The sequence below is a fragment of the Paenibacillus chondroitinus NBRC 15376 genome (genome assembly GCF_004000765.1).
GTDB classification, from domain to species: domain Bacteria; phylum Bacillota; class Bacilli; order Paenibacillales; family NBRC-103111; genus Paenibacillus_E; species Paenibacillus_E chondroitinus.
Genome location: NZ_BILW01000028.1, coordinates 1 through 24,951, shown reverse-complemented (window position 1 = coordinate 24,951; position 24,951 = coordinate 1). Strand labels below are relative to the sequence as shown.

The 24,951-nt window shown below is 50.6% G+C and carries 21 protein-coding genes; 12 read left to right on the top strand and 9 right to left on the bottom strand.

What is annotated here, in order from left to right; genetic code table 11:
- The first annotated feature begins 1 nt into the window (after position 1).
- Positions 2–985, top strand: a complete 984-nt coding sequence (locus PCH02S_RS24845) for an ABC transporter permease (RefSeq protein WP_127456797.1) — start codon at positions 2–4, stop codon at positions 983–985.
- A gap of 236 nt (positions 986–1,221) precedes the next feature.
- On the top strand, positions 1,222–3,222 hold the full coding sequence (locus PCH02S_RS24840; RefSeq protein ID WP_127456796.1) for a methyl-accepting chemotaxis protein: 2,001 nt from the start codon (positions 1,222–1,224) through the stop codon (positions 3,220–3,222).
- Between the two features lie 47 nt (positions 3,223–3,269).
- On the opposite strand, the gene PCH02S_RS24835 is transcribed toward PCH02S_RS24840, so the two are convergent.
- The gene (locus tag PCH02S_RS24835; protein WP_127456795.1) at positions 3,270–4,127 is read right to left on the bottom strand and encodes an AraC family transcriptional regulator; all 858 of its coding nucleotides are present in this window, start codon (positions 4,125–4,127) and stop codon (positions 3,270–3,272) included.
- Positions 4,128–4,325: 198 nt separating this feature from the next.
- Here PCH02S_RS24835 and PCH02S_RS24830 point away from each other — a divergent pair, with 198 nt between their 5' ends.
- The 7 genes from PCH02S_RS24830 to PCH02S_RS24800 all read left to right on the top strand — a co-directional run bounded on the left by PCH02S_RS24830 (position 4,326) and on the right by PCH02S_RS24800 (position 11,818).
- Positions 4,326–5,507 (top strand): galactokinase, encoded by a 1,182-nt coding sequence (locus PCH02S_RS24830; protein WP_127456794.1) that lies wholly within the window; start codon positions 4,326–4,328, stop codon positions 5,505–5,507.
- Entirely contained in the window at positions 5,508–6,494 is a 987-nt protein-coding gene (galE, locus tag PCH02S_RS24825) for a UDP-glucose 4-epimerase GalE (RefSeq protein WP_127456793.1), read from the top strand.
- 25 nt (positions 6,495–6,519) lie between these two features.
- Positions 6,520–8,100: a UDP-glucose--hexose-1-phosphate uridylyltransferase gene (locus tag PCH02S_RS24820; protein WP_174806822.1), complete on the top strand. Its 1,581-nt coding sequence runs from the start codon at positions 6,520–6,522 to the stop codon at positions 8,098–8,100.
- A gap of 417 nt (positions 8,101–8,517) precedes the next feature.
- Positions 8,518–9,507 carry an acrylyl-CoA reductase family protein gene (locus PCH02S_RS24815; RefSeq protein WP_127456791.1) on the top strand — a complete coding sequence of 330 codons (990 nt, stop codon included), beginning with the start codon at positions 8,518–8,520 and terminating at the stop codon, positions 9,505–9,507.
- A gap of 41 nt (positions 9,508–9,548) precedes the next feature.
- Entirely contained in the window at positions 9,549–10,406 is an 858-nt protein-coding gene (locus tag PCH02S_RS24810; RefSeq protein WP_127456790.1) for a carbon-nitrogen hydrolase family protein, read from the top strand.
- 24 nt (positions 10,407–10,430) lie between these two features.
- On the top strand, positions 10,431–11,129 hold the full coding sequence (locus PCH02S_RS24805) for a GNAT family N-acetyltransferase (RefSeq protein ID WP_127456789.1): 699 nt from the start codon (positions 10,431–10,433) through the stop codon (positions 11,127–11,129).
- A gap of 17 nt (positions 11,130–11,146) precedes the next feature.
- Positions 11,147–11,818: a GNAT family N-acetyltransferase gene (locus tag PCH02S_RS24800; RefSeq protein ID WP_127456788.1), complete on the top strand. Its 672-nt coding sequence runs from the start codon at positions 11,147–11,149 to the stop codon at positions 11,816–11,818.
- Positions 11,819–11,870: 52 nt separating this feature from the next.
- Here the strand turns inward: PCH02S_RS24800 and PCH02S_RS24795 are convergent, their stop codons facing one another.
- Entirely contained in the window at positions 11,871–12,320 is a 450-nt protein-coding gene (locus PCH02S_RS24795; RefSeq protein ID WP_127456787.1) for an SRPBCC domain-containing protein, read from the bottom strand.
- 92 nt (positions 12,321–12,412) lie between these two features.
- On the opposite strand from PCH02S_RS24795, the gene PCH02S_RS24790 reads away from it, so the two are divergent.
- On the top strand, positions 12,413–13,213 hold the full coding sequence (locus PCH02S_RS24790) for a helix-turn-helix domain-containing protein (protein WP_127456786.1): 801 nt from the start codon (positions 12,413–12,415) through the stop codon (positions 13,211–13,213).
- A 72-nt stretch (positions 13,214–13,285) separates the two neighbouring features.
- Here the strand turns inward: PCH02S_RS24790 and PCH02S_RS24785 are convergent, their stop codons facing one another.
- From PCH02S_RS24785 to sigY, 3 genes are read right to left on the bottom strand one after another with little or no spacing between them, the layout of a single operon-like run.
- A complete protein-coding gene (locus PCH02S_RS24785; protein ID WP_127456785.1) occupies positions 13,286–13,510 on the bottom strand; it encodes a sigmaY antisigma factor component in 225 nt (74 codons plus the stop codon).
- On the bottom strand, positions 13,500–13,877 hold the full coding sequence (locus PCH02S_RS24780; protein WP_127456784.1) for a DUF5345 family protein: 378 nt from the start codon (positions 13,875–13,877) through the stop codon (positions 13,500–13,502). Before PCH02S_RS24780 ends, PCH02S_RS24785 begins: the two co-directional genes overlap by 11 nt.
- On the bottom strand, positions 13,878–14,399 hold the full coding sequence (gene sigY / locus PCH02S_RS24775; protein WP_127456783.1) for an RNA polymerase sigma factor SigY: 522 nt from the start codon (positions 14,397–14,399) through the stop codon (positions 13,878–13,880).
- A gap of 170 nt (positions 14,400–14,569) precedes the next feature.
- On the opposite strand from sigY, the gene PCH02S_RS24770 reads away from it, so the two are divergent.
- Positions 14,570–15,469, top strand: a complete 900-nt coding sequence (locus tag PCH02S_RS24770; RefSeq protein WP_164819724.1) for a GNAT family N-acetyltransferase — start codon at positions 14,570–14,572, stop codon at positions 15,467–15,469.
- Positions 15,470–15,765: 296 nt separating this feature from the next.
- Here the strand turns inward: PCH02S_RS24770 and pyrH are convergent, their stop codons facing one another.
- The 3 genes from pyrH to PCH02S_RS24755 all read right to left on the bottom strand — a co-directional run bounded on the left by pyrH (position 15,766) and on the right by PCH02S_RS24755 (position 21,099).
- Entirely contained in the window at positions 15,766–16,506 is a 741-nt protein-coding gene (gene pyrH / locus PCH02S_RS24765; protein WP_127456781.1) for a UMP kinase, read from the bottom strand.
- Positions 16,507–16,743: 237 nt separating this feature from the next.
- Positions 16,744–18,039, bottom strand: a complete 1,296-nt coding sequence (locus PCH02S_RS24760; RefSeq protein WP_127456839.1) for an MFS transporter — start codon at positions 18,037–18,039, stop codon at positions 16,744–16,746.
- Positions 18,040–18,198: 159 nt separating this feature from the next.
- Positions 18,199–21,099, bottom strand: a complete 2,901-nt coding sequence (locus tag PCH02S_RS24755) for an ATP-binding protein (protein WP_127456780.1) — start codon at positions 21,097–21,099, stop codon at positions 18,199–18,201.
- A 217-nt stretch (positions 21,100–21,316) separates the two neighbouring features.
- On the opposite strand from PCH02S_RS24755, the gene PCH02S_RS24750 reads away from it, so the two are divergent.
- On the top strand, positions 21,317–22,504 hold the full coding sequence (locus PCH02S_RS24750) for an EAL domain-containing protein (RefSeq protein WP_127456779.1): 1,188 nt from the start codon (positions 21,317–21,319) through the stop codon (positions 22,502–22,504).
- A 302-nt stretch (positions 22,505–22,806) separates the two neighbouring features.
- Here the strand turns inward: PCH02S_RS24750 and PCH02S_RS24745 are convergent.
- The coding region (locus PCH02S_RS24745) for a DEAD/DEAH box helicase (RefSeq protein ID WP_164819723.1) at positions 22,807–24,951 on the bottom strand (2,145 nt) is incomplete at its 5' end.

Below are 24,951 nucleotides of genomic sequence, written 5' to 3'. Positions count from 1 at the left end.
CATGGACCTGCTCACAATGCTTAACGCGTTTTTCACGAAATTCAGTGAACTTATTAACACAACGCTCGTATACTCGACAGCGCTGATTTTCGGTGCTCTTGGCGGTATTTTCTCGGAGCGCTCCGGCGTGGTGAATATCGGGATTGAAGGGCTTATGGTTTCCGGAGCCTTCGCATCCGCGGTTGGCGCTTATTATGCGGAAGAGGCAAACATGGGGGTTTGGTCCCCGTGGATCGGCTTGCTGACGGCCATGCTGTTTGCGCTTATCTTCGCGCTCATTCATGCAGTAGCGACTATTACTTTTAAAGCGAATCAAGTTATCAGCGGCGTCGTGATTAACTTCTTGGCTGCCGGCGTCACGCTGTTCCTGGTTAAAGTGTTATTCAATGGCGCTGGTCAAACGGAAACGTTAAATGATGTATTTTCAAAATGGGAGTTTCCGCTTTTGTCGAAAATTCCTTATATCGGATATGCTTTCTTTACTGCTTATCCGACAACCTATATTGCTCTAATTCTCGTTGCTGTTACGTATTATGTGCTGTTCAAAACACCATTCGGTCTGCGCCTTCGCTCCGTCGGTGAGCACCCAAGTGCCGCAGATACCGTTGGGATTAAGGTTAAGCGCGTGCGTTACATCGCTGTTTTGATCAGCGGTCTGCTTGGTGGACTTGGCGGCGCAACCATTACATTGACGACAACAAGTACTTTCTCGCATAGTACGATTTCCGGCCAAGGCTTTATTGCGATGGCTGCGATGATCTTCGGCAAGTGGCATCCGTTTGGCGCACTTGGCGCTGCCGTGTTCTTCGGTATGGCGCAGGCGCTCAACAACTTCATGCGGTTGTTCGATTTCTCCAAGAACATCCCACAGGAGTTCCTCTACATGCTGCCTTATGTGTTAACGATCTTGGTTCTGGCAGGCGCAGTAGGCAGGGCGAAAGCGCCATCGGCTCTTGGTGAGCCTTACGATCCGGGTAAACGATAAACGTTAGAAGTTAGCAAATAGCGATGCACCACTTCGGGAGTTATAGCTCCTGAGGTGGTGTTTTTATTTTGGTCTGGGGGAAGTGGCGCATGTCTGGTATCCAAGGCATATCCTGCTGTGATTCTTGTCATATTGTGTCGAAATAAAGAGGTTTTTTGTCGTGGTATGACGAAATTTCGGAGCGAATGCCATTTTCGGATGAAGAAAATCAGGCTTGAAGGAGAGGGGCTTAATAGATGTCAATTTTACGCAATTTACTGGGAGCTAAGTCGGTTAAGGTGAAAATGCTGCTGCTGTTACTCACCGTCTCGCTGATTCCCTTGTTGGTCTCTTCGTTCATTCTTACAAGACAGTCCGCTTCCTTCATGGAAACGGAGACAAAAGATAAGCAAATTCGTCTCGCGGAGCTAAGTTCGAACGAAATGAACGGTTGGCTGAATGGGAAAATTACGGCCATCCAATCCGTTGTCAAAGCGCATCCGGAGTTCATGAATGCCAAAACGAGCACGATCCTGCCAGTACTCCAGATCATGGCGGAGAGTGATCCTGAGATTTATAAATTGGCGTATGTTGACCCGCAAGGGTTCTCGACAGACACAAGTGGCGGTAAGGCAGACGTGACGAATTTCGACAATTACAAGAAAGCGGCCGCGAATAAAAAGCTGGCGGTCTCCGATATCAGAACTGAGGCAAGCAGTGGGAAAAATATTATAATTATCGATCTCCCGCTCGTCGATGCTAAAGGTGAATTCCGCGGTATCGTGCAGGTGTTTCTCGTTCCTGAACAAATCATGTCCTTTATAAACCATACCAAATTCGGTGAGACAGGTTACGGTTATTTGCTCTCTCCGAGCGGCATGTATCTCGTTCATCCGAATAAAACCGGACAAAGGCTTGAGGAGTCATCGACCCCTGAGAAGCTGGAGCTTTACAAGAACACCGTATTTAAGGATAAAAGCGGATATATTTTATACAAAGAACCGGACGGGACTTTGAAGTCGGCCGCTTATCAAACGATTGAGGCAACGGGTTGGAAGCTAATGCTGACCGCTGAGCAGTCCGAAGTGTATCAGAAGGTTAATCTGCTTCAGAAAAATGCGGTCACTATGCTGGTCATTGCTGCTGTTCTCGTGATTCTGCTGGCTATTGTCGTTTCTAGAGCGATCGTCCGGCCTATCACGGCGATCTCGACGCTGATGCAGCAAGTCGGCATGGGGGACTTATCCGGAAGGTTGCCCGACCGCGGCGAAGACGAGATTGCCTCTATGCGGAAAAACATAAATGGCATGCTCTCTTCCTTCTCGGAGATCATTGGCAACATATCGGAAGCCGTCTCCCATACAGCCGCATCCTCTGAAGAACTGACAGCGATCGCTTACGAGTCGACGAAATCGTCTGAACATATCACACTTGCCGTGAAGCAAGTGGTCGGCGGCTCAGAGGCAAATTATCAAGCCTCTGAACAAATTTCGACAGCTATGAATGAGATGTCGACCGGCGTGCAAAAAATTGCCGAATCGTCAACAGACGTATCGGAAACCGTGCAGAGTGTTGTCGAGCAAGCAGGCAGAGGGAATGTCGAAATCGTGCAGGCGGTTGCTCAAATGAACGAGGTCTGCCACGTCGTAGAGCATACGGCGGGCCTGGTACTCGGCTTAGAGGAGAAATCGGAGCAAATTCGCCAAATTGCCGGATTTATTTCGGGCATTGCCTCGCAAACGAACCTCTTGGCCCTGAATGCGTCGATCGAAGCCGCAAGAGCTGGCGAGCATGGCCGAGGTTTTGCCGTCGTTGCGAGCGAGGTGAAAAAGCTTGCGGAGCAGACCAGCAGAGCAACTGTGGATATAACCGCGATTATCAGCGAAACGATTGCGGCAACCAAAGAGGCATCCGGTTCCATGCGCGGTGGACTGTCGGAAGTGGAGAAAGGTTCGGTGCTTGTTCAGGCAGCCGGCGAAGTTTTCCAATCCATTTTAGCTTCCGTTCAAAGTGTAAATGATCAAATTCAGGAGGTTTCGGCGGCCTCCGAGGAGATATCGGCAGGGACGGAGGAAGTGGCGGCTTCTGCGCAAGAGACGGCTGGCGTGGTGAAACAAGCGTTGCTGGAACTTCAAGACATTGCCAAGCTTTCGAGCGGGCAATTGCAGGCGATGGAGGAGATTTCCGCTTCCTCGGAATCACTTAGCGTCATGGCTGTCAACCTGCAGGAACAGATCAGCCGATTTAAGCTCAAATAAGAAGAAGGGTTGCACAGGATCACTCATGGTCCTGATGCAGCCCTTTTTTATAATAATTTGATTTGATTCCGGTACTCACTCGGAGAAACGCCGTATAAGCGGCGGAATTGTTTGGAAAAATATAACGGGTCATAAAAGCCGACAGAAGCGGCGATCTGCTCAATCGTCAGTTCCAGCCGCTCGCGCAGCAGTTGACGTGCTTTATCCACACGAAGCTTGAGCAGAAATGTCACGGGCGTGACCTTGGTGTGGCGCTTGAAGAGGCGAGACAAATAGGCGCGGTTATAGCCCAGGCTCTCTGCCATCATTTCAATCGTAATCGGCTCGGCATATTGGGTGGACAAGTAGTGAATAGCCTGCTGCACGATCCGGTCGCTCTCTGCGTCAGAGATGACGCCGGCTGTTGTGGATGTAGATAGAGCTTCGCGATACTCGCCTAGTAGAAGGAGCAAATAGCCGATGGATTTCAGCTGGGCACTCACTTTCTTTGCTCGCAAAGCTTGCTGAATATGACGAAACAAGACGGGGATATGCCGGTTGCGTTTGTTGTGCAGAATAGGCTGCAAGGGATTGATGCCTGTTGAAGCTACCAAAGATGGAGCTTGTTCGCCTGTAAAGGCAATCCAGCAGTAATGCCACGGATCGTTGTCATCCGAAACATAGCTGATAAGCTGCTCCGGTTCGATGACGAAGCTGTCTCCCGCGCCTAGCGCATACTCTTCCCCCTGTGTGGAAAATACGCCTCTCCCTGAAATGACATAGTGAATTAAGTAGTAATCATACACTTTAGGGCCTAACCGATGCACGGGCTTAGTCTGGCTTTCTCCAGCAAAGAGCACGGTCAAAGCGCTCTCTGAGGATGGCAGTGGGTTCGAAACGACATAATAGCTTTCCTGCTTGGGCATGGCTTTCTTCAGCTCCGTTGATATGTCCTTATGCTCCTTTTAATTTACCATACTTAGCAGTCAAGTAGAAATAGTGAAATCACATTTTTCCATGTGAAAATAACATGCTTCCATAGCCAACACTGGATTCTTCTCTTATACTGAAGTTACAAACTTGCTCCTACATCCTACTCATAAAAAACTAAAGGCGGTGCCAGAATGGCAGATTTGCAAGCTTTAAAAGACACGTTTATTGAAATTTACGGGGAATCCGCAGCACCAATTTCAGCGTTCCATGCTCCAGGCCGGGTTAACCTGATCGGTGAGCACACGGATTATAATGGCGGTTATGTATTCCCTGCTGCATTAACGTTCGGAACGACACTGCTGATCCGTCCAAGACAAGACCGTGTCATCGGATTTGCATCGACCAATCTGGCCCTTCGCAAACAAATTTCCATAGATGACTTGACCTACCAAGAGGAAGATAACTGGATCAACTATCCGAAAGGGATCTTTGCTCACTTAGCCAAAGAAGGTATGCCGGTTACGAAAGGTTACGATCTTTTGTTCCATGGTGAAATTCCGAACGGCGCTGGACTTTCCTCTTCGGCTTCCATCGAGGTAGTGACGGCTTACGCTCTGGAGACGCTTGAGAAGTATCCGATTGATACGGTGAAAATCGCCCTTCTGGCGCAAAAAACAGAAAATCAATTCGTTGGCGTGAACTGTGGAATCATGGACCAATTTGCAGTAGCCAATGGGAAAAAGGACCACGCGATCCTGCTCATGTGCGATACGCTGGAGTACCGCCATGTGCCGTTCCAAAGCGGCAGCTACAAGCTGGTGATCGGAAACACGAACAAACGCAGAGGTCTCGTCGACTCCGCTTACAACGAAAGAAGAAGCCAATGTGAGCAGGCGGTCACTTACTTGCAAAAGCAATTCCCATCCCTCACATTGCTTGGCCAGTTAAACCTGGATCAGTTCAACGAATTCAAACACTTGATCCCGGAAGAAACTGTTCGCCGCAGAGCGCAGCACGTTGTAGAAGAAATTGATCGTGTGCTCAAGTCGATCGAGGTTCTGGAACAGAATGATCTTGAAGCTTTTGGCCAGCTGATGATTGGTTCCCATAACTCACTGCGTGATCTCTATGAAGTAACAGGCGTTGAGCTGGATGCGATGGTTGAGGCAGCGCTGAAGGTTCCGGGTGTGCTAGGTGCTCGTATGACTGGCGCAGGCTTTGGCGGATGTACAGTTTCCTTGGTTCACGAAGACAGCGTACAAACATTTATCGATCAAGTTGGCAAAGAATATACGGAAAAAACAGGATTGACACCAAGTTTCTATGTATGTGACATCGGGAATGGCGTCGAACAAATCGGGGAGGTATTGTAAATGGCGATTCTAGTAACGGGTGGAGCTGGGTATATCGGTTCGCATGCAGTGGCTGAGCTGCTGGAAAAAGGGGAAGAGGTTGTAATTGTCGATAACTTGCAGCAAGGGCATAGAGATGCCGTGCTTGGTGGCAAGCTGTATGTCGGTGATCTGCGTGACAGCGCGTTTCTGGACACTGTTTTTACGGAAAACAGCATTGACGCGATCATCCATTTCGCAGCTAATTCGCTAGTTGGCGAGAGCATGACGAATCCTGCCAAATACTATCACAATAACGTGTACGGAACGCTTTGCCTGCTTGAAAAAATGAATCAATACGGCGTGAAAAATATCGTGTTCTCATCGACAGCAGCGACGTACGGCGAACCTGAGAACATTCCGATCCTGGAAAGCGATCGTACTCTGCCGACGAATACCTACGGCGAAACGAAGCTGGCAATGGAAAAAATGATGAAATGGTTCGACACGGCCCATGGCATCAAATATGTATCTCTTCGGTATTTTAATGCAGCGGGCGCACACGCCGGCGGCAAAATCGGCGAGGATCACAGCCCGGAGACGCACCTGATTCCAATTATTTTGCAAGTAGCACTTGGTCAGAGAGCGCATATCTCCATCTATGGCGATGACTATGCCACGGAAGACGGCACTTGCGTGCGCGACTATATCCACGTTAGCGATTTGGCGAGCGCCCACGTGCTTGCGGTAGAGAAGCTGCGCGGCGGAGCAGAAAGCAATATTTATAACCTGGGCAACGGCACAGGCTTCTCGGTTAAGCAAGTGATCGATATCGCCCGCAAAGTAACGGGGCATGCGATACCTGCAGTAATCGAGCCGCGCAGAGCAGGTGACCCTGCTACCTTAATCGCCTCCTCTGAGCGTGCAAGAACGGAACTAGGATGGAAGCCTAGCCGCGATTCTTTGGAATCCATCATTGAGAGCGCATGGAATTGGCACCAAAATAACCCGAGCGGTTACGCGGAGTAAGCTTGTTTAGAAAGGAATGAAGCACATGGAACGGACAGTTGAAGCATCGCAGTTAACGGCATTGACCATAGAGAGGCTCCTACAGTTTGCGAAACAAAATGGACTTATCGAGCAGTTGGATGTCTATACTTCACGAAATGCATTGCTTGATCTATTCGGGCTTGCTGAACCTTATGCAGGAGAAGTGCCGGATGAGAAGTTAAGCAGCCCTGTATCCCTGTTGGAAGATCTGCTGGATGCAGCTTTCGAGGCAGGCCTTCTGGAAGAGAACACAGCCACGTACCGGGATCTGTTGGACGCACGGATTATGGGGGTGCTCATGCCCCGTCCTTCCGAAGTTGTGAATCAATTCTGGAACACGGCGAAGACCAGTGGGGTAGAGGCGGCAACGAATTATTTTTATAAACAATCGATTGATTCCAATTATATTCGAATGGATCGTATTCAGAAAAATGAATACTGGCTGGCGGGGACCGCTTACGGTGATCTTGAAATTACGATCAATCTCTCCAAGCCGGAGAAGGATCCGAAGGAAATTGCCCTGCTCAAAACGCTGCCGCAAAGCAGCTATCCAGCCTGTCTGCTCTGCGCAGACAACTTAGGGTATGCCGGACGTGTGAATCACCCGGCAAGGCAAAATCTACGGTTCATTCCCTTAGAGCTGGATAACGAGAAATGGTACTTCCAATATTCGCCTTACGTGTATTACAACGAGCACAGCATTATTTTCCATGAGAAACATATTCCGATGAAAACAACGCCGAACACGTTCTATCGTTTGCTCGATTTCATCGATCAATTCCCGCATTACTTCATCGGTTCCAACGCGGATCTTCCGATCGTGGGCGGTTCAATTCTGAACCATGACCACTTCCAAGGCGGACGCCATCAGTTCCCGATGGAGAAAGCTCCGAGCGAGCAAACATTCGCGAACGCTGAGTTCGCTGGCGTGAAAGCGGCCATCGTGAAATGGCCGATGTCGGTCATTCGCTTGAGCGGCCATAACAAGCAGCAGCTCTACAAGCTGGCGAGCAAGCTGCTCGAAGACTGGCGCGCCTACAGCGATGCGGAAGCGGACGTCCTCGCCTTCAGCGAGAAGGACGGACAGCGGATCCCGCATAACACGATCACCCCAATCGCCCGCAACAACGCACGGGGCGAATACGAGCTTGATCTGGTGCTGCGGAACAACCGCACCAGCGCCGAGCATCCGGATGGCATCTTCCATCCGCATCAGCACTTGCACCACATCAAGAAGGAGAACATCGGCTTGATTGAGGTCATGGGGCTGGCGGTACTGCCAGGCCGCTTGCAGGAGGAGCTGGCGGATATCGCCAAGATCCTCACGGGCGAAGTCGACTTCGGCAGCGCAATCCGCGATGAGGCAGCCCATCCGCTGCATAAGCATGCGGCTTGGATCGAGGCGATGATTGCGAAGCACGGCGCTGCGCTGACGGCAGACGGCGCGAAAGCGGTGCTGCAGGAGGAAGTCGGCAGCAAGTTCATGGACGTGCTGCTCGACGCCGGCGTGTTCAAGCGTGATGAAGCCGGGCAAGCGGCTTTTGAACGGTTTTTGATAGCTGCTGGCTTTGCGCAGCAGCAGTAATGAGAGGAACTCCCTGGTCACGTCGGCCGGGGAGTTTTTTGCGATTTGTGGTGTTTGTGGTGGGAGAGAAGGAGCACTCCCACTCCGCGTGCCATTAGATGAACTACAGGGCGCTATTTCAATGGGATCAGCGCATGGAGCCGGCGAGAGGGAACTACAGTCGACTATTTTAACAATTTTGGTGGAACTAAGCTGAATGGAGCGTGAATAAAGCCCTGTAGTTCCACCTGAACCCACAGATAGGCCGATTCCCGAGGAATAAGGTCCCGTAGTTCCCCGCGAGCAACCGCCGCCTTGGAATTTTCATCGAAGCGTCGAAACCTTTGAATACTGAACACGATTTTAGTAAACTAAATGGGTAGTAGATGGAAAATTCACTTGAATGAATCCAATGAGGACCGAGGAGGCTAAACCAGCATGGATAGCTTTAAGGCGTTAGTGGTGGAGAGGACGGAAGAGCATTTTTCCACCCAAGTGAAAGAGCTACGAATAGAAGATTTACCCCCGGGTGAAGTTACGATCCGCGTGCGCTACTCGGGTATTAATTATAAAGATGCGTTGGCTTGCACGCCGAACGGTCGCGTTGTGCGCAAGTACCCCATCGTGCCAGGGATCGATCTGGCAGGTACAGTTGCCGCTTCGTCAGACCCGCGCTTTCGCGAGGGCGACGAGGTGCTTGTGACCAGCTATGAGCTGGGAACGGGACATTACGGCGGGTTCAGCGCCTACGCGCGCGTCCCGGCCGACTGGGTTGTGCCGCTGCCGAAGGGACTGTCCCATCGCGAGGCGATGATACTGGGAACGGCGGGCTTCACAGCAGCGCTTTCGATTCAGCGCATGGAAGAGAACGGGCTGAGCAAGGAGAGGGGGCCTGTCCTCGTTCGAGGTGCCACCGGCGGAGTAGGCAGTAACAGTGTATCGATGCTGGCCGCGCTCGGTTATGAGGTGGAAGCCAGTACGGGCAAGTCCGCCGATCATGCGTATTTGCTCGAATTGGGCGCGGAGCGAGTAGTGCCTCGGGACGAGTTATCTCCATCGGTCAGGAAACCGCTGGACAAGGAATATTGGGCGGGTTGCGTCGATCCGGTAGGAGGCGAATCGCTGGCCTATGTCCTGAGCCGGATGAAATACGGAGGGTCCGTAGCGCTGAGCGGAGTGACAGGTGGTGGTGAATTTGCCGCGACAGTGTTTCCTTTTATACTGCGGGGCGTGAACCTGTTGGGTATTGATTCGGTGTATTGCCCATCCGAGATTCGGAAGTCCCTGTGGGAGCGGATGGCTGGGGAATTGAAACCGCAGCTGCTTGAGCGCATGATGTACAAAGAAGTGGCATTGGACGGGGTTGTCCAGGCGACGCAAGAGGTTTTGGACGGGAAAGTGAGAGGACGAGTGCTTGTTAGCTTGTAACTCTGGCCTATCGAAATGTTGACAAGTTGGGAGAGATGATGTTGAAAATGCGAGTTTCGGCGGTGCAGTACCATCTGCACACGATACACAATTTTGAAGAGTTCGCGGCGCAGGTGGAGCATTATGTGAAGGTGGCTCAGGAATTTGAAGCGGATTTTGTACTGTTTCCTGAACTGTTCACAACGCAGTTGATGTCCATAGGCGATGAGCATGGCAAAGCGCTGCCGATTGAGGCATTGCCGTCGTTTACTGAGTCTTATCGGACGCTTTTCCAAGGACTGGCGAAACAAACGGGCATGCATATCATTGGCGGCACGCACATTACCTCCGAGGAGGAGAAGCTGTATAACACGGCCTTCTTATTTTATCCGGACGGGCGTGTCGGCGAGCAGAAAAAGCTGCATATCACCCCGACTGAAGTGAAGGAATGGAATATGGGGGCTGGGGATTCCCTACAGGTTTTTGACACGGACAAAGGCCGCATCGCGATACTCGTCTGCTATGACGTAGAATTCCCGGAAATCGTCCGAATGGCTAGAGCCCGCGGCGCTGATGTGCTGTTTGCTCCTTCCTGTACGGATGACCGGCACGGGTTCCACCGAGTGCGTTACACTTGCCATGCACGAACAATTGAGAATCAAATCTACGTCGTTACGACGGGGACGGTCGGCGCTCTGCCAACAGTTGATTTCATGAGGGCGAATTTCGGGCAAGCCGCGGTGCTTACTCCGAATGATGTGCCTTTCCCTCCAAAAGGGATTATGGTCGAAGGTGAAATCAACGGTGATATGGTGGTCACAGCCGATTTGGATCTGGATTTGTTAACCCTTGTCCGCGAAAAAGGCTCTGTCACCACATGGCGTGACCGCAGGACGGATCTGTACACCGATTGGTCCTAATCAGGGCGAGGGGGTATGCCTAGCATGGCGGATACGAATGCGAACACATTTTACGCGAAAAAGTTGTACGTCTTCGACGGCGACAAGCCCATTGAGGCAGTCATCCGCAATTATGAAAAAGCGGATATGGACGCGCTGATTCGCGTTCAGCAGGAAAGCTTTCCACCGCCTTTTCCGTCGGAGTTATGGTGGAATGAGGAGCAGCTAACGGAGCACATTACCAGATTCCCCCAAGGCGCACTCTGTGTAGAGGTGGAGGGGAGGATTGTTGGCTCCATCACGGGATTACTTGTCGATTATGACGAAAAGCATGCTGCTGATCACAGCTGGTCGACGCTAACCGACGATGGCTACATCCGCACGCACCGGCCAGACGGCGATACCCTGTATATTGTGGATATCTGCGTAATGCCCGCATATCGCAAGTTCGGTCTTGGCAAATGGATGATGCAGTCCATGTATGAGGTCGTTGTGCATTTGGGGCTGCGCAGATTGCTTGGCGGCGGGCGCATGCCGGGGTACCATAAGCAGGCTGAATCGATGACTGTGGAGGAGTATGTGAAAGCGGTCATGGCAGGAGTTTGCAAGGACCCGGTGATAACGTTCCTGCTGCGCTGCGGGAGAACGCCGGTGCAGGTTGTGCCGGATTATTTGCAGGACGAGGAGTCACTGAACTATGCGCTTTTGATGGAGTGGCGGAATCCATTTCGAAATAGGACGTAAAGGAGCTTGAGGAACTAATGGAATACATACGGATAACGAGTATAGACAACCCTTTGTTTCGTGCGATGCATGATCTGATGAAGGAGGTATTTCCACCGGAAGAGGTGCTGGAATATACGCTGTGGAAAGAACCGTTGGAGGACCCGGGTATTCGGGTGTTCGTCGCTGTGCATGAAGGGAAAGTCGTTGGTACGACAGAGTATCGCTATTATGACGATTTTCAAGTGGCGATGACGGACTTCACGATTATTGGTCAAGCGGGACTTGGCATTGGCCGTTTTCTGGCGCGTAAACGTTGGAATGACCTGGTGGCTCTGGCGGCCGAGTCGGGCAAGCCGATGCTGGGCATGTTCGCTGAAATCTACGATCCATATCGGATCGAAGGGCATCCGTTCGGCGGCGTGAAGCCGATGGACCCTTACGTACGGCGAGAAGTCTTGTCGCATCTCGGTTACAAGCGGATTGATTTCCCGTACGTGCATCCTTCATGGGAAAACAACGGGGAAGCGGTGGAAGAGCTGGATCTTTGCTTCCTTCCGACGGATGAGGATGCGGAGGAGATCAGCGCGAAGCTGGTTGCGACGTTCCTGCGGCGTTACTATGCCGTTCTTGCGAATAAACCGCAAGCTTGGCATGCCATGGTTGAGGGGCTTGAGGGGAAAACATCGCTCGCACTTCTACCTTTGTAAATGGAGAAAAGACTATCTCAAGGCGTGTTGACTCTTTGAGATAGCCGCTTTTTTACCAACCGAAGTCTAATGTTTTGCCAGTCTCCGCTAGTGTCTTGATATTGCTTAAAATCATCCACCAGCTTGCTTTCGTTCTCTCTAAGCTCGGGTGGTTCGGTGTCCATTCATCATTAATGAGCGTCATTTTGGTACAGCTGCCGACCGTTTCCAACGTAAACGTCATCCGCGACTGAAAATCCGCATGATTCGGATTATAAGAGGGACCTGCATGTTCGATGCAGGAGAGAAGTTTCTCCGGTTCATAGGCGAGAATCGTACCATAGACATGAACCGTTTCTTCACCGTCATTGCCTGGCCCAATGTATCTGAACTCAGAGCCAATCTCGAACGTGGTCTCCAGTACGCTGCCGAAGAAAATTTTACGCGTCCCCTCTGGTGTCACCAGAATATCCCACACTTCTTTGCAAGTTGCACCAATATAAAATTCGTATTTTAATTCCAACTTAAGCTCACTCCCTCGACATGTGTTAAGTGTATGATAGAAGTTTGTACGCTCCAAGTATTGTAAAAACGCGACAAGGAGTGATCGGCGTCATGTCTGACCTTATCAAGCCCAGTCTAGGTATTATGAATTTGCAGCAAACTGCACGGAAATTTCAGCTTTCCAGGGTGGCTCCCTCGGAGGATCTGGCTTTTTTCATTCGCCATTATTGGATTATTCGGTGGGATTTAAGAGGCCAAGAGCCTTATACGCAGCACGTCATTCCGAATCCCTGCGTCAACTTGGTCGTTGAGCCTGACCGGACGGCCATTTACGGACCTGGAAAAGAGAAATACGGCCACTACTTGGAGGGGCACGGATGTGTATTTGGCGTGAAATTCAAGCCCGGCGGTTTCTACCCGTTCTTCAAGCGGCCGGTTTCCGCCATGCAGGAGGGCCCGTTGGGTGTTCAGAGCGTCTTTGATACCGATCCGCGAAGGTTGGAGACCGACATGTTTGCGCAGACAGATGAATCGCAAATGGTCGCGCTGATTGAACGGATGATCCGGCCTAAGCTGCCGGAACAAGATGCGCAGGTAGCCTTTATCAATGAAATCATTGATTATATTAACGAGCAGCCGGATATTACGAAGGTAGACAGTCTCTGCGAGCACTTCCATGTGAACAAAAGGACGCTGCAGCGGCTTTTCGACCACTACGTTGGCGTTACGCCCAAGTGGGTCATTAAGCTGGCCCGCATTCAGAATGCGGCGGAAATGACGGATGTGAGCGTCAGGCCGAACTGGTCCAAGCTGTCGATGGATCTGGGGTATCACGACCAGTCGCATTTTATTAAGGACTTTAAGTCCATTATCGGCCAGACACCGGATGAATATGCCCGGCAGGCACAGTAATAGTGGAAAGAGCCGGCCCCTAGGGGGCTGGCTCTTCTGTTAAATGCTACCTGGACTACAGTTAGCCTAATCTCAATTCCCCTTGCCCGAGAAGGTGCGGTGAATCTTGCGCACCGCAAACAAGTACACGATGAGCGGCGTCGGTGCCTGAAGGATGCCCCAAATCCCCCAAAACCAAGGATATCGAGCACTCCTCTTGCGCGCATCAACGAATAGCCATGTGCTTTGCACGAGCAGAATAAGGGCAATGCCAATCCAAGCCCATATAGGTAGTGCATCCCAATTTTCATGTTTCATGTGAATCCACCTGCTTTCTGAAGAGTAGCCAAGCTAGCGGCGCAATGATCGCTAAAGCTTGGAAGGTAATGAAGGTAACCGGCTGTGCAGCTGCGACCATGAAGAGGAGATAGAACAGCAGCAGGGCGGTGCCCCACAGCTTGAGAAGATCACCAAGCAGCCGCGAACGCTGCTTTCTCTGTACGGCTGCGATTTGTTGATCGAACCAAGCGCTGCTTGGACGCGACGCGGGGAATAAGCCGTCTAACGCGTCTAGCCCTTGCTGCAGCCTAACAACGTCAGCCTCATTTGCAGAAGCGTCGGTCTGATCCTCTGAAGATCCGCTTTGCTGAGGCTTTTTATGATTAGCGTCCTGAAAGTCGTCCATCTACACGAGCTCCTTTCGCAAATGTTTCAAAGCGTTATGCACTCTCGATTTGGCAGTCCCTTCCGCGATGGCAAGGATTTGACCAATTTCTTCATAGGTGTAGCCGTAGTAATGCTTGAGAATAACCGGAATGCGGCTTTCCTCGGGCATTTCTGCCAAGGTGTTCAGCACATCGGGCCAAGCCTCGTTCCGGCTTTCGGCGTGCCACTGCATCTGACGCACGGCCTGCACCTGCTGTTCCTCCTGCCACTTCTTTTCGCGTTTGCGCCGCCGCGCCTGATCAATCATCAAACGGGTGGCTATCGTGATCAGCCAAGAGGAGAACTTGGATTTTGCGTTGTACAAGTTTATTTTCTCGATGCATCGAATCATGGTATCTTGCGTCAGGTCCTCCGCCATGGACGGATTCAGCGTTATTTTCAACAAATATTTGTAAACAAAATCATAATGCTGCTGTAACAGTTGGGACAGAGCGGTGCGATCTCCCCGCGTTGCCCGATCAAGCCAATCTTGCTCTTCCAAGTCAAGGGTCACCCTCTCTGCCTGAATTCTTAGATAGTACGAACAACAGGGATCAATCGTTCACAGTGCACGAAACTTTATGTAAAATCATTTATTAGCTTACCACGCCGAAGAACAGACATGTATAATGACAGTAGGCAAGTAACTAAGCAGGTATGGAGGACAAGCTATTGAAACAAGGCATATTTGCAAGGGCGGGACTGTCCCCACAGGAGCTGAAGGAAGTTAGGGATCTATGGGAGACATGTAACCGCCATGACCATATCGAGATTAAACTAAACTGGGGGACATTATCGGATCGTCCGCCCGGTGTGACGAATGACTTTTTATTTTACCGGGATGACCGGATTGTCGGATTTCTGGCGATATATTCTTTTCTGTCTACGGAAGTCGAAATTAGCGGAATGGTGCACCCGGAGGTGCGAAACCAAGGTATCTTTGGGCAGTTGGTTCAGACGGCGCTGGAAACGTGCCGAAGCCGAGGGGTGCCGAAGGCTATTTTCATCAATGAACGGGGATCGGCGAGCGGGAAGGGTTTTTTGACGAAGCTAGGTGCGGACTATCGGTTCTCGGAATACGTGATGGAGCTTCAAGAAGAGGCGGAAGTAGTGCCACAAAACGGTGAAGAACGGCTGACGCTGCGCTCCGCCAATGTAGAGGATACCGAGCTGCTCGTTCAACTGAATATGTCTGGCTTTAATATGCCCGAAGCGGATACAAGAGAATACGTGAACCAAACGATTACCGGCGACAAGGAAAAAACCTGGATCGCAGAGCTTGGGCATGGGGAACAGAAAGAGCCGATTGGTAAAATAGGAGCCATGATTGAGACGGATGCCAGCGGATTCATCTATGGCTTTTGCGTTCTGCCGGAGCGTCGGGGTCAGGGTTATGGACGTGTGATCTTGAGTCAGACTATCGGGGAGCTGAAGATGAAGCATCAGGCGGGGTTGATCAAACTCGAAGTTTCGGTCGAAAATGAGAAAGCACTGGGTTTGTACGAATCTTGCGGCTTTAGAACGAAGAATGCGAATGATTACTATGTGTTGATGCTGGACCAAAGCGAGTAAAATAAAAAAAGATAGAGCGGCAGTTGCTGGATACTGTGCTCTATCTTTTTTTTTTCGTCTCGTCGTGCTTGGTGAGCGGAACTACAGGGCGTTATTTCGTCGAAAATAGGCGGTTGAGCTAGTGGGAGGGAACTGTGATCCGCTATTTCGTCATTTTAGCTGAAAAATAGCGGAGTAGGCTGAAAAAAGAGCCTGTAGTTCCCTCGCTCATGTGAATCATCGCTTTTCGCCTAAATAGAGCCCTCAGGTTCCTCTAAGAAGGGTCGATTGCCTTGACGTAAGATACGCCGGACCTACTAGCCCTGCTGATAAATAAGCTCCGAGGAGCCGCTGATGATTGTACCTGTATTTTGCCCTGCGCATATTTCTTTCATGGAGCCGGGTTTGTCGAAATTGAACACATGGATGGGAATGTGATAATCCCGCGCCAGAATAAAGGCAGACTGGTCCATGACCTTCAGATTATGGTGAATGACGTCGTTGTAGTGGAGAGATTTGTATTGTAGGGCCTCTTTGTGATGTTTAGGGTCTTTGTCAAAAACGCCGTCAACGCCTTGCTTCGCAACGAGGATCGCTTCGCAGTTTACTTCGATAGCTCTCTGGACCGAGGGGTAGTCTGTCGTGACGAAAGGCTGTCCATTGCCCCCTGCGAAAATAACGATGTACCCTTTTTCCAAGTGATGAATGGCTCTTAGCCGGATAAAAGGCTCCGCCACGGAGGCGATCGGAATGGCTGTCATGACGCGCACTTCCGCGTCGGTTTTCGCCTTCAGCACACCGCGCAGCATCAAGCTGTTGATTACGGTAGCGAGAGTTCCGATATTGTCAGCCTCCGCTTTCTCAATGCCCCAGCTCTCGCCCATATTGCCGCGGAAGATATTGCCTCCGCCAATCACAAGACACACTTCGACACCTAACTGAACAACCGTCATAATTTCATTGGCAATATGATCCAGTTGTTTCGGATCGAAACCGAACTCGCTTTCCCCCGCAACAGCCCCGCCGCTTAGCTTAATGAGGACTCGTTTGTACCGCATATGGATCTCTCCTCCCATCAGACAAATGGTTTCTCTTCCCTATCTTTGTACTGTTTCAAAATCAACGCTGCCCGATAGATTAGGACAGCTTCAGAGCGAAAAAAAACACTAAAGCAACGAATGCTTTAGTGTTTAATAGAAATGAGAAATAGGAAACGATGCTGTTTCTGCACGATCACAGGACCCTTCATATTCCTCACTCCTTTCCGCTTATGATTAAAAGCTATTGTACACGAACTATGTGGAAGAATGCAATTTCTGCGGGACCCGCATATGCACGATGAGTCCGATCACGACTAGCACCAGAAGAGAACCAAGCGCGACGCGGCTGGCGAAGTTCCCTGTGGAGGCCAGAACCAAGGTAATGGATCCGTACAGAGCAGGCCCAACAATCGAGGATACCTTGCCGGAGAAAGCGAAAAGGCCGAAAAACTGGCCGCGTTTCTCCACAGGCGTCAATTGCACGATCAGGGTCCGGGATGTTACCCACATGGCGCCCATTGATACACCATAGAGACTGCCGGCAGCCCAGAACAAGCTTTGGCTGGTCGCTAAGGCCGCGATGGCGATCGCGACGATAAGTACGAAGGCAACAATCGTGACGGCTCTTTTAGGCCCGACACTGCGGGTGACATAACCGAAGAGAAAAGAGCCTATGATGCTGGATACAGTGGAGACCAAGTAGAGGAGAATAAACTGCCCCGTTGTGAAGCCCATCACCGTATTCGCATAAATCGCCATGACAGCGATGGCTGTAGCAATGGCGTCATTAAAGAAAAAGTAAGCGATCATGAACAAGAAAGCGGCTTGATATTTTCGCGCCTCCTTGAATGTTGCCCAGATCTCGCGGTAGCCGCTCAGAAGCGACTTTTTCTCGCTTACCGGCTTGGAAGGCTTCTCTTTGTAGAGAAACATAATCGGCAGGGAGAATAGCAGGAACATAAGCGCGCTAGGAATAAATGTGTTTTCATAATGGTTGCCGTTAATTAAAGGGAAAACGACAAGCCCGACTAGTGTCCCTACATAGCCAACGGCTACCCCTACACCCGAAATGATGGGGATCTCACGCTCGCTGCCCAGATCTGAAATCATGGAGTCGTAGAAGATTAAGCTGGAATTATAAAAGAATTTGGCGATCATGAAAAAGAAAATCACGCCTAGAATCGAGGTGTTAAGCCCCATCCACTGCTGATCGGTGTGCCAGATGGCCGAAGCGCCCATGAGCAGAGTCGCCACGATGGCAACGAGCGTAAAGGGGACGAGGTAGGCCTTCTTTTTGCCCGTGCGATCGATCCACACCCCGAATAAAGGCGAAAGCAGGACGAGAAAAAAGCTGGATAAAGCATTGGAATACGTGATGAAGGTACTGGCTATCTGATTCAACTCTTCGCTTTTTCCTAACGTTTCTTTTAAATAAAAAGGGTAAAAGACCGTCACGATATTGGAGGAGAAGATGGTGTTGGCGAAATCGTACATGGCCCAAGCGAATATCGGTAAGGAGAAGAACAGTGTCCAAGCGCTGCGTGTCTGCATGGGATTGGAAGCGGGTTCAAGCTTTGCCACCGGGGTCACCCTTCCTGCGTAATTGAATTCGTTTTTCTCTAGTATATTGGCTGCCGGGCAGAGAAATCCCTGTTGCTTTACAATAAAAAAATCTCCCCACCCTCAACAAGGAGGAGGAGAGATGGCAGGCTAGCTAGAGGGCTTTTTGATTTCGACCTCAATCATATCCATATTTTCCTTCATCTCAACCACGTCGATGCCGTTGCGCTGCAAAGTAGTAGAGAGAGAATCTTTGTCTTGAGCCGGAAAAACGTAAGCATTGCTTTTCTTATTATCGAGCAAATTTTTCGCTACCTGGACTAGACGCTCCATGGAGAAAGGTTTTTTGAGATATTTCTGAATTTCTTTCTCATGGAAATCATGCGGTTGATCCAGTGCGGTAGAGACAATAACCGGAGTCTGGTAGTACAACGGGTGTCTGGATAAGTCAGCGATGAAATCCCATCCGTTTTTTACACCTTCGAGATGGATATCCACGATGAACAGAATCGGTTCACCTTTGCAACGGTTCAAAGCGATAATTCCCTCTTCGGCAGAGCGCAATTGGATGGAAGGAAGATCCAACTTATTCAGTGCAATTTGGATCAGCTTGGCGAGGTCATCATCATCTTCGAAAATAACGATTTTCCCCTCCATGGAAGATAGCTCATACTGATCGAATTCAATCCGGAAGGTAGTCCCGGCACCCATCTGAGACTTGTAAGAAATTTGTCCGCTGTGCCCTTCAACGATCTCTTTCACAATGGCTAGCCCTAAGCCGGTTCCGCCAATTTGACGACGGTCGGAGTTATCGACACGGAAGAACTTGGAGAACATCTGGTCATGCGCTTCTTCAGGGATGCCGAGCCCGTAATCCTGCACGGAAGCAACAACTTTGCCGTTTGCTGCGGATAAATAAATGTCGATCCGTTCTGCGCCCGGAGAATACTTAATTGCGTTGCTGATCAGGTTGTGGAAAACTTGCCGGATCCGATCCGCATCTGCCCGCACCCATAGTTCCGATTCCTGTCGATGGATGACGATGTTGTGGTTTTGCTTATCCTGCCACTGATCAACGATGTCCTGGACGGTCGGCAGCAAGTTGATCGGGGAGAAGTGGTATAACTGCCGCCCGGACTCCATGCGCTGCAAATCAAGGAAATCATTGATTAAATTCGAGAGACGATGAGCTTCTTTATAAATAGTCTCCATATATTTCTTCTGTTTATCTTGCGGCAGCTCACGATGGAGCAGAATCTCTATGAAGCCAAGCACGCTCGCCAGAGGAGTCCGCAGCTCATGGGAGACGATGGAAATGAACTCATTTTTCATTTCATCGACGCGCTCTTCTTCTGTTCGGTCACGGAAAACGAAGAGATAACCCTGCTGCTCCGTATCTTCACTGACGACAGTTGCATACAGCTCAGCATGCTGAGGCTGATCATCCAATACAAAACCGAACCGCTGTGTCAGATGCGTATGCGTTCCGTTAATCAGCGCTTCGATTGAAGAAGCTGCACCGAAGAAGCTCGGCGTTTCAGCTGCGATCTCTTGGCAGCTAGTCACCAAATTCTCGCCGATGCGTGCATTGAGGCCGAAATAGCGGCTCATCCGATGGTTGGCGAAAAGGATGGTTCCCTCGGAGTCGCACATCATCATGCCTTCGTGCGCTGATTCCAAAATGTTTTGAATCAAGTCGCGCTGCCCTTCAATTAAGAGCTTCTCGGCAATGAGCTGGTCGTTCAATTCCGCCAAATGGGCAGCTTGCTTCACTCTCTCGTCGTTCATCACTTGGGCGAAAAACGCCAAGCCGAACTGACGGACCAAGCCCTTCGTCAAGCGCTGGTTGTTTTCTTGGAACACGGAGCTTTGGTAGCTCGTTAGGAGCAAGAAGCCGATGACCGTCTGTTTGTCGTCAAGCAGAGGAACGTAATGATCGACCGCATGCATCATCCCGCCATGGACGCCCTTTTCATGCCCGGTTACATCCCGCGTGTGCACAAGGTTCGTGCCTTCTTCAAAAACACGCCTTGCCGGTCCAAATAACTCGTCCTGATGAACCCGAATATGCTCCTTGGGGTATCCGATAGAATGGATGACTTCGTAGGTGGGATTGCCAGTACCGCCAGTATCGCCATTGCCAGGCTCGGGGTCACGTTTCATAACAACGAGAGCCGCATCCTGCAAGAGCGAATTCAGCAGAGCAGGCAGCGTGTGCTTCAAGAAATCCTTGAGCTCCACGTAACCGGTCAGTTTCTCTTGGTAAGAAGAAATCAGCTCAAGATCCCGTTCTCTTTCGGACAGCTTGGCCAAAGTGACCTGCTGCTCTTCCTGTTGTGCAATGATTTCCTCGTTCTGGGTTTCGAGACTTTCGGCCATATACCGGTAGGTCTCTTCGCTTTTACGAAGCTCCTCTTCGGCATGAATAGCCCGGAAGGAGATGAAGATAGACAGCACACCTGCAATGAGTGCAATAATGCCACTAACCATGGTAATCGTACGAGAGGTTTGGCCAGCTTTGAGAGAGGAGTTGTAGGCATCTTCTGTGATTTGTACAATCGTCTTCTCAATACTGGAATGGATGACACGGTAACGATCCATCATCGTTTTGCCTGAGTTAATCCGGGTTCGAGCCTCATCCGTTTTACCTGCGCGAATGAGTTCCAACTGACTATCAAAAAAGCGCTGCAGATTGGTGATGGCCGGTATGGCCTGCGTATCCATAATGAGTTGGAGAGTCGGATATTTTTTATCATAAATACGGATGTTGTTCAGATCATCTTCCAACTGTTTTTTGCCTGCGGTATAGGGTTCCAAATATTGCTCATTGCCCGTTAGTTCAAAACCCCGAATGCTGGTTTCCTGATTAATCAGGTCGGTCAGCAGGCTGTTCGTGGTCTTGGAGATCGGAATGGCATCATTCACGATCGCATTGTTTTCACTTTCCATGTTACGGGAAGCAATATAGTTCGATACACTGACAAAAGCAAGTAATACCACGATTAAAATAACGTATAACATGGAGATTCGCGATCTCGTGAATGTTTTCATTGCCACTTAGGTCACCTGAATTCTACATAGAATAAAATGAATGGGAATTGTTTGAAATTCGACAAGGCTCAACAATATTCCTCTAAAAATCAATCATGTTATGTTTTCTTCCATGAATTCATTGCAAGAAGCGACAATGTCGTTTACAATACTATACATTACATAGTTTATGTGACATTTAACTACATGAAGGTTTCACAGGAGGAGGGCGCACACCGTGCAGGTTAAAGACAGCAGGATTCCGCTGAGACATGAAGTACGTCCGTTCTTCCAGCCTATACTCTCGCTTCAGACGCAGGAAATCATCGGCTATGAGACGTTGGGAAGGCGAATTAGGGAGGATATTGTCGAAAGCTTGGGGCCTTTTTTCAAAAATCCTGACATTCCGGAAGATGTGCAGCTTCTCATTGATCGACACTTAAGAGAGCGGGCTATTGAACAGCTTGCCTCTACGCATGATGAAAGTTTATTATTCATTAACTTAAAACCCTCATGGATCTATCGGACTTATAAGCGCACAGGCGTGCTGCCGACGATTGAACTATTGCGGAAATATGACATTAATCCTGCGCGTATCGTGATTGAAGTAACCGAAGAAGAATTTACAGGAAAGCTGCAAGAGCTTACTCAAATTGTAGAGTTATATCGGCAATTCGGCTGTATTATTGCGATAGACGATGTAGGCAGCGGGTTTAGCAATTTCGATCGCATCGCCAGTTTGCAGCCAAAAATATTGAAAATCGATCTTAATATACTGAAAAAAAGCGCGATTCATGCGGGTTACAAGGCATTGATGCAATCTTTTTCCATCTTGGCGGCTCAAATGGGCGCCTCCCTGCTGGTCGAGGGCATTGAAACGAAGCAAGAGCTGCACAGCGCACTGCAAGTTGGTGCGAGATATGTGCAGGGTTATCTCTTTTCGAAGGCAGAGCCGTATTTACAGCATAAAGATGGGTTTAAACCCATGCTGAAAGAGGAGATGGGCCTCTTTAGCCAAGGGGAATTTCAGCGGAACCGCCATCTCTCTGCCATTCATCAAAGCTTGGAAGCAGTCACCCAATCGGCTATTCGCATTATATCGGCAGAAGACGCTGATGTGCTTATTGAATATACGATCACCACCGTGACTGAAAACTGCATACGGATCTACATCTGCATGGAGGATGGCTATCAAATTTCTTCCAACTACATTCGCAAAGACGATGCCTGGAACAAAGACGACAGTTATCGCGGGGCGAACTGGACGTGGCGCCCGTATTTCATCTCCAACATCCTCATGATGAACCTGCAAAAGCAGGGGATTTTATCACAAGTATACACAGATCTGGATACCTCGCATCAGATTCAGACCTATTCCTGTGCGCTGGGTGATGGGTACTATTTGTTTTTGGATTTACTGATCTAGGTTAGATAGAAAAGACCGTCTGGCACTTTGGCCTAGACGGTCTTTTTGTGTGGATAGGGGACCTCCACAGTACAGGGGAACTACAGGGCTCTATTTTACCTAAAATAGCCATCTGAGCAATGTAGAGGAACTACGTTCCTCTATTTGCTCCATTTCGGTTAGAAACGCGCCGATTTCACTGAAATAAGGCCCCGTAGTTCCCCTGGAACTGTGAAAATTCAATTTTAGCCTAAATAGAGGCCTACGGTTCCCTTATATTGCGACAATCAATGCACGCCCCTCTGGAGAACGAGTATCGCCTTCTAAGCCTCGACCCACTCGCGCCGCAGCGAGAACAAGTCGCGCAGCTCGTCAGTCGACAGCTCGGTGATCCAGTTCTCACCCGTGCCGACGATCTGCTGGCTCAGGCCGAGCTTGCGCTCGATCATCTCGTCGATGCGCTCTTCGAGCGTGCCGAGCGTGACGAACTTGTGCACCTGCACATGGCGCGTCTGCCCGATGCGGAAGGCGCGGTCCGTCGCTTGATTCTCGACGGCGGGATTCCACCAGCGATCATAGTGGAACACATGATTCGCCGCCGTTAGATTGAGCCCGATGCCACCGGCCTTCAGCGAAAGAATAAACACATTTCGCTGTTCCTCTGCCGGCCGCTCAGCATTGTCCTGGAAGTTCGCGATCATCTCATCGCGACCCGCTTTGGTTGTTCCGCCATGCAGGAACAACACGGTCTCCCCCAGCTCCTGCTGCAGCACATGCTGAAGCAGGTTGCCGGTCTCGACAAACTGCGTGAAAATCAAGCATTTGTCGCCTTCCTGGCGCAGCTCTTGCACCATCTCAAGCAGGCGCTCGAGCTTGTTGGAACGTCCGCTCCATGGCGCGGACGGCCCTTCCTTGAGCAGCAAGGCGGGGTGGTTGCACACCTGCTTGAGCTTTGTCAGCGCGGCGAGAATGAGTCCGCGCCGCTCCATGGCGGAGAGCGTATCCAACCGGTCGAACATGTCCTGGATGTAGTTTTCGTATAACGAGCCTTGCTCGGCGGTCAATGAGATAAACGTTTTGGACTCGTTTTTTTCCGGCAGATCGAGCTGAATCGCCGGATCTTTCTTCTCGCGGCGCAGCAGGAAGGGACGGATCAATTTTTGAACCTTGTTGATAATCTCAACATCGCGCGTTTTCTCGATCGCATTCACATAACGATGCGTAAACTCTCGCACCGTGCCCAGATAGCCGGGGTTCGCGAAGTCGAAGATCGACCATAATTCCGTGAGCCGATTCTCAATCGGCGTACCGGTCAAGGCAATGCGATGGAAAGCGTTCAAACGGCGAATCGCCGAGGCTTGCTTGGTATAAGCATTTTTTATATTTTGCGCTTCGTCCAGACAGATGGAGTTCCAAGTGATTTCACCCAGCTCCGCCTCATCCAGATGGGACAGCGTATAAGAAGTTAGTACTAAATCAACTTTGCCGACAGCTTCCGTGAACGCGGCTCCTTTGAACCGTTGAGGCCCGTAATGCAGATGTACCTTGAGCGAAGGGGCGAAGCGCTTCAGCTCCATCTGCCAGTTGCCAAGAACAGAGGTAGGACAGATCAGCAGAGAAGGTGCCGCAGGCTGCTCAGTTTCTTTGACGGTGAGCAGGTAAGTGATCCACTGGATCGTTTTACCGAGACCCATATCATCGGCCAAACAGCCGCCAAGGCCGAAACGGCGCAAGAACAACAGCCAAGAGATGCCGTCCACTTGATAGTGGCGCAGCGAGCCTTGGAAGCTTGGCGGCGGTTCCACGGTAGGAATCGCCGCCGTTTGAGTCAGCTGATCGACCATGTGGCGCAGCTGCTCGTTCAGCTCGACTTCCATCTCGATGTAGCGCATCGCATCGGGATCATCTTCCGCAGGCAGCAGCCCGGCGGCATCGCCTGCGAAGTGCAGCTCCAGCACGTCGCGGAAGGAGAGGCCTTGCTTCTTCTGTACTTGCTTCATAATCTGTTCGACCTGCGCCATGAACTTCGGATCGAGTTGAATCCAATTGCCGCGAATCTGGATCAGCTTGCGCTTTTCTTCCAGCAGCTGGCGGAACTCTTCCTCGGTCAGCTCCAGATCACCCACAGCCAGCTTCCAGTCGAACTGCATCAGCTGGGTGAGCCCGAACATCGTCTCCCGTCCCGAACCGACGGAAGACTTGATCTTCGCTCGCAGCTTCGGCTTCATCTTGCGGATGCGATCCCACCAGGCCGGGAGGAATACACTGGTCCCGGCCTCCACAAGCCGCACGCTTCCCTCTGCGAGGAAGCGCCAAGCCTCTTCCTCCGTCAACGTCTGACGGAGGGAGCTTTCGCCCGCATCCAGCCAAGGCAGGATGCGCAGCCATTTGGCCGCGTCACGTTCGACGCGGCTCAGCTCCGGCTGCCACGCCTCTGGCAGCGGCAGTTCGCCCGCCACCGGCTCGCC

Bases quoted from the DNA above. Each gene is read 5' to 3' on its own strand.
- PCH02S_RS24845 (WP_127456797.1), top strand. From the start codon at position 2: ATGGACCTGCTCACAATGCTTAACGCGTTTTTCACGAAATTCAGTGAA.
- PCH02S_RS24830 (WP_127456794.1), top strand. From the start codon at position 4,326: ATGGCAGATTTGCAAGCTTTAAAAGACACGTTTATTGAAATTTACGGG.
- PCH02S_RS24800 (WP_127456788.1), top strand. From the start codon at position 11,147: ATGGAATACATACGGATAACGAGTATAGACAACCCTTTGTTTCGTGCG.
- PCH02S_RS24815 (WP_127456791.1), top strand. From the start codon at position 8,518: ATGGATAGCTTTAAGGCGTTAGTGGTGGAGAGGACGGAAGAGCATTTT.
- galE (WP_127456793.1), top strand. From the start codon at position 5,508: ATGGCGATTCTAGTAACGGGTGGAGCTGGGTATATCGGTTCGCATGCA.
- PCH02S_RS24785 (WP_127456785.1), bottom strand. From the start codon at position 13,510: ATGAAACATGAAAATTGGGATGCACTACCTATATGGGCTTGGATTGGC.
- PCH02S_RS24760 (WP_127456839.1), bottom strand. From the start codon at position 18,039: ATGCAGACACGCAGCGCTTGGACACTGTTCTTCTCCTTACCGATATTC.
- pyrH (WP_127456781.1), bottom strand. From the start codon at position 16,506: ATGCGGTACAAACGAGTCCTCATTAAGCTAAGCGGCGGGGCTGTTGCG.
- PCH02S_RS24755 (WP_127456780.1), bottom strand. From the start codon at position 21,099: ATGAAAACATTCACGAGATCGCGAATCTCCATGTTATACGTTATTTTA.
- PCH02S_RS24835 (WP_127456795.1), bottom strand. From the start codon at position 4,127: ATGCCCAAGCAGGAAAGCTATTATGTCGTTTCGAACCCACTGCCATCC.
- PCH02S_RS24780 (WP_127456784.1), bottom strand. From the start codon at position 13,877: ATGGACGACTTTCAGGACGCTAATCATAAAAAGCCTCAGCAAAGCGGA.
- PCH02S_RS24840 (WP_127456796.1), top strand. From the start codon at position 1,222: ATGTCAATTTTACGCAATTTACTGGGAGCTAAGTCGGTTAAGGTGAAA.
- PCH02S_RS24820 (WP_174806822.1), top strand. From the start codon at position 6,520: ATGGAACGGACAGTTGAAGCATCGCAGTTAACGGCATTGACCATAGAG.
- PCH02S_RS24790 (WP_127456786.1), top strand. From the start codon at position 12,413: ATGTCTGACCTTATCAAGCCCAGTCTAGGTATTATGAATTTGCAGCAA.
- PCH02S_RS24805 (WP_127456789.1), top strand. From the start codon at position 10,431: ATGGCGGATACGAATGCGAACACATTTTACGCGAAAAAGTTGTACGTC.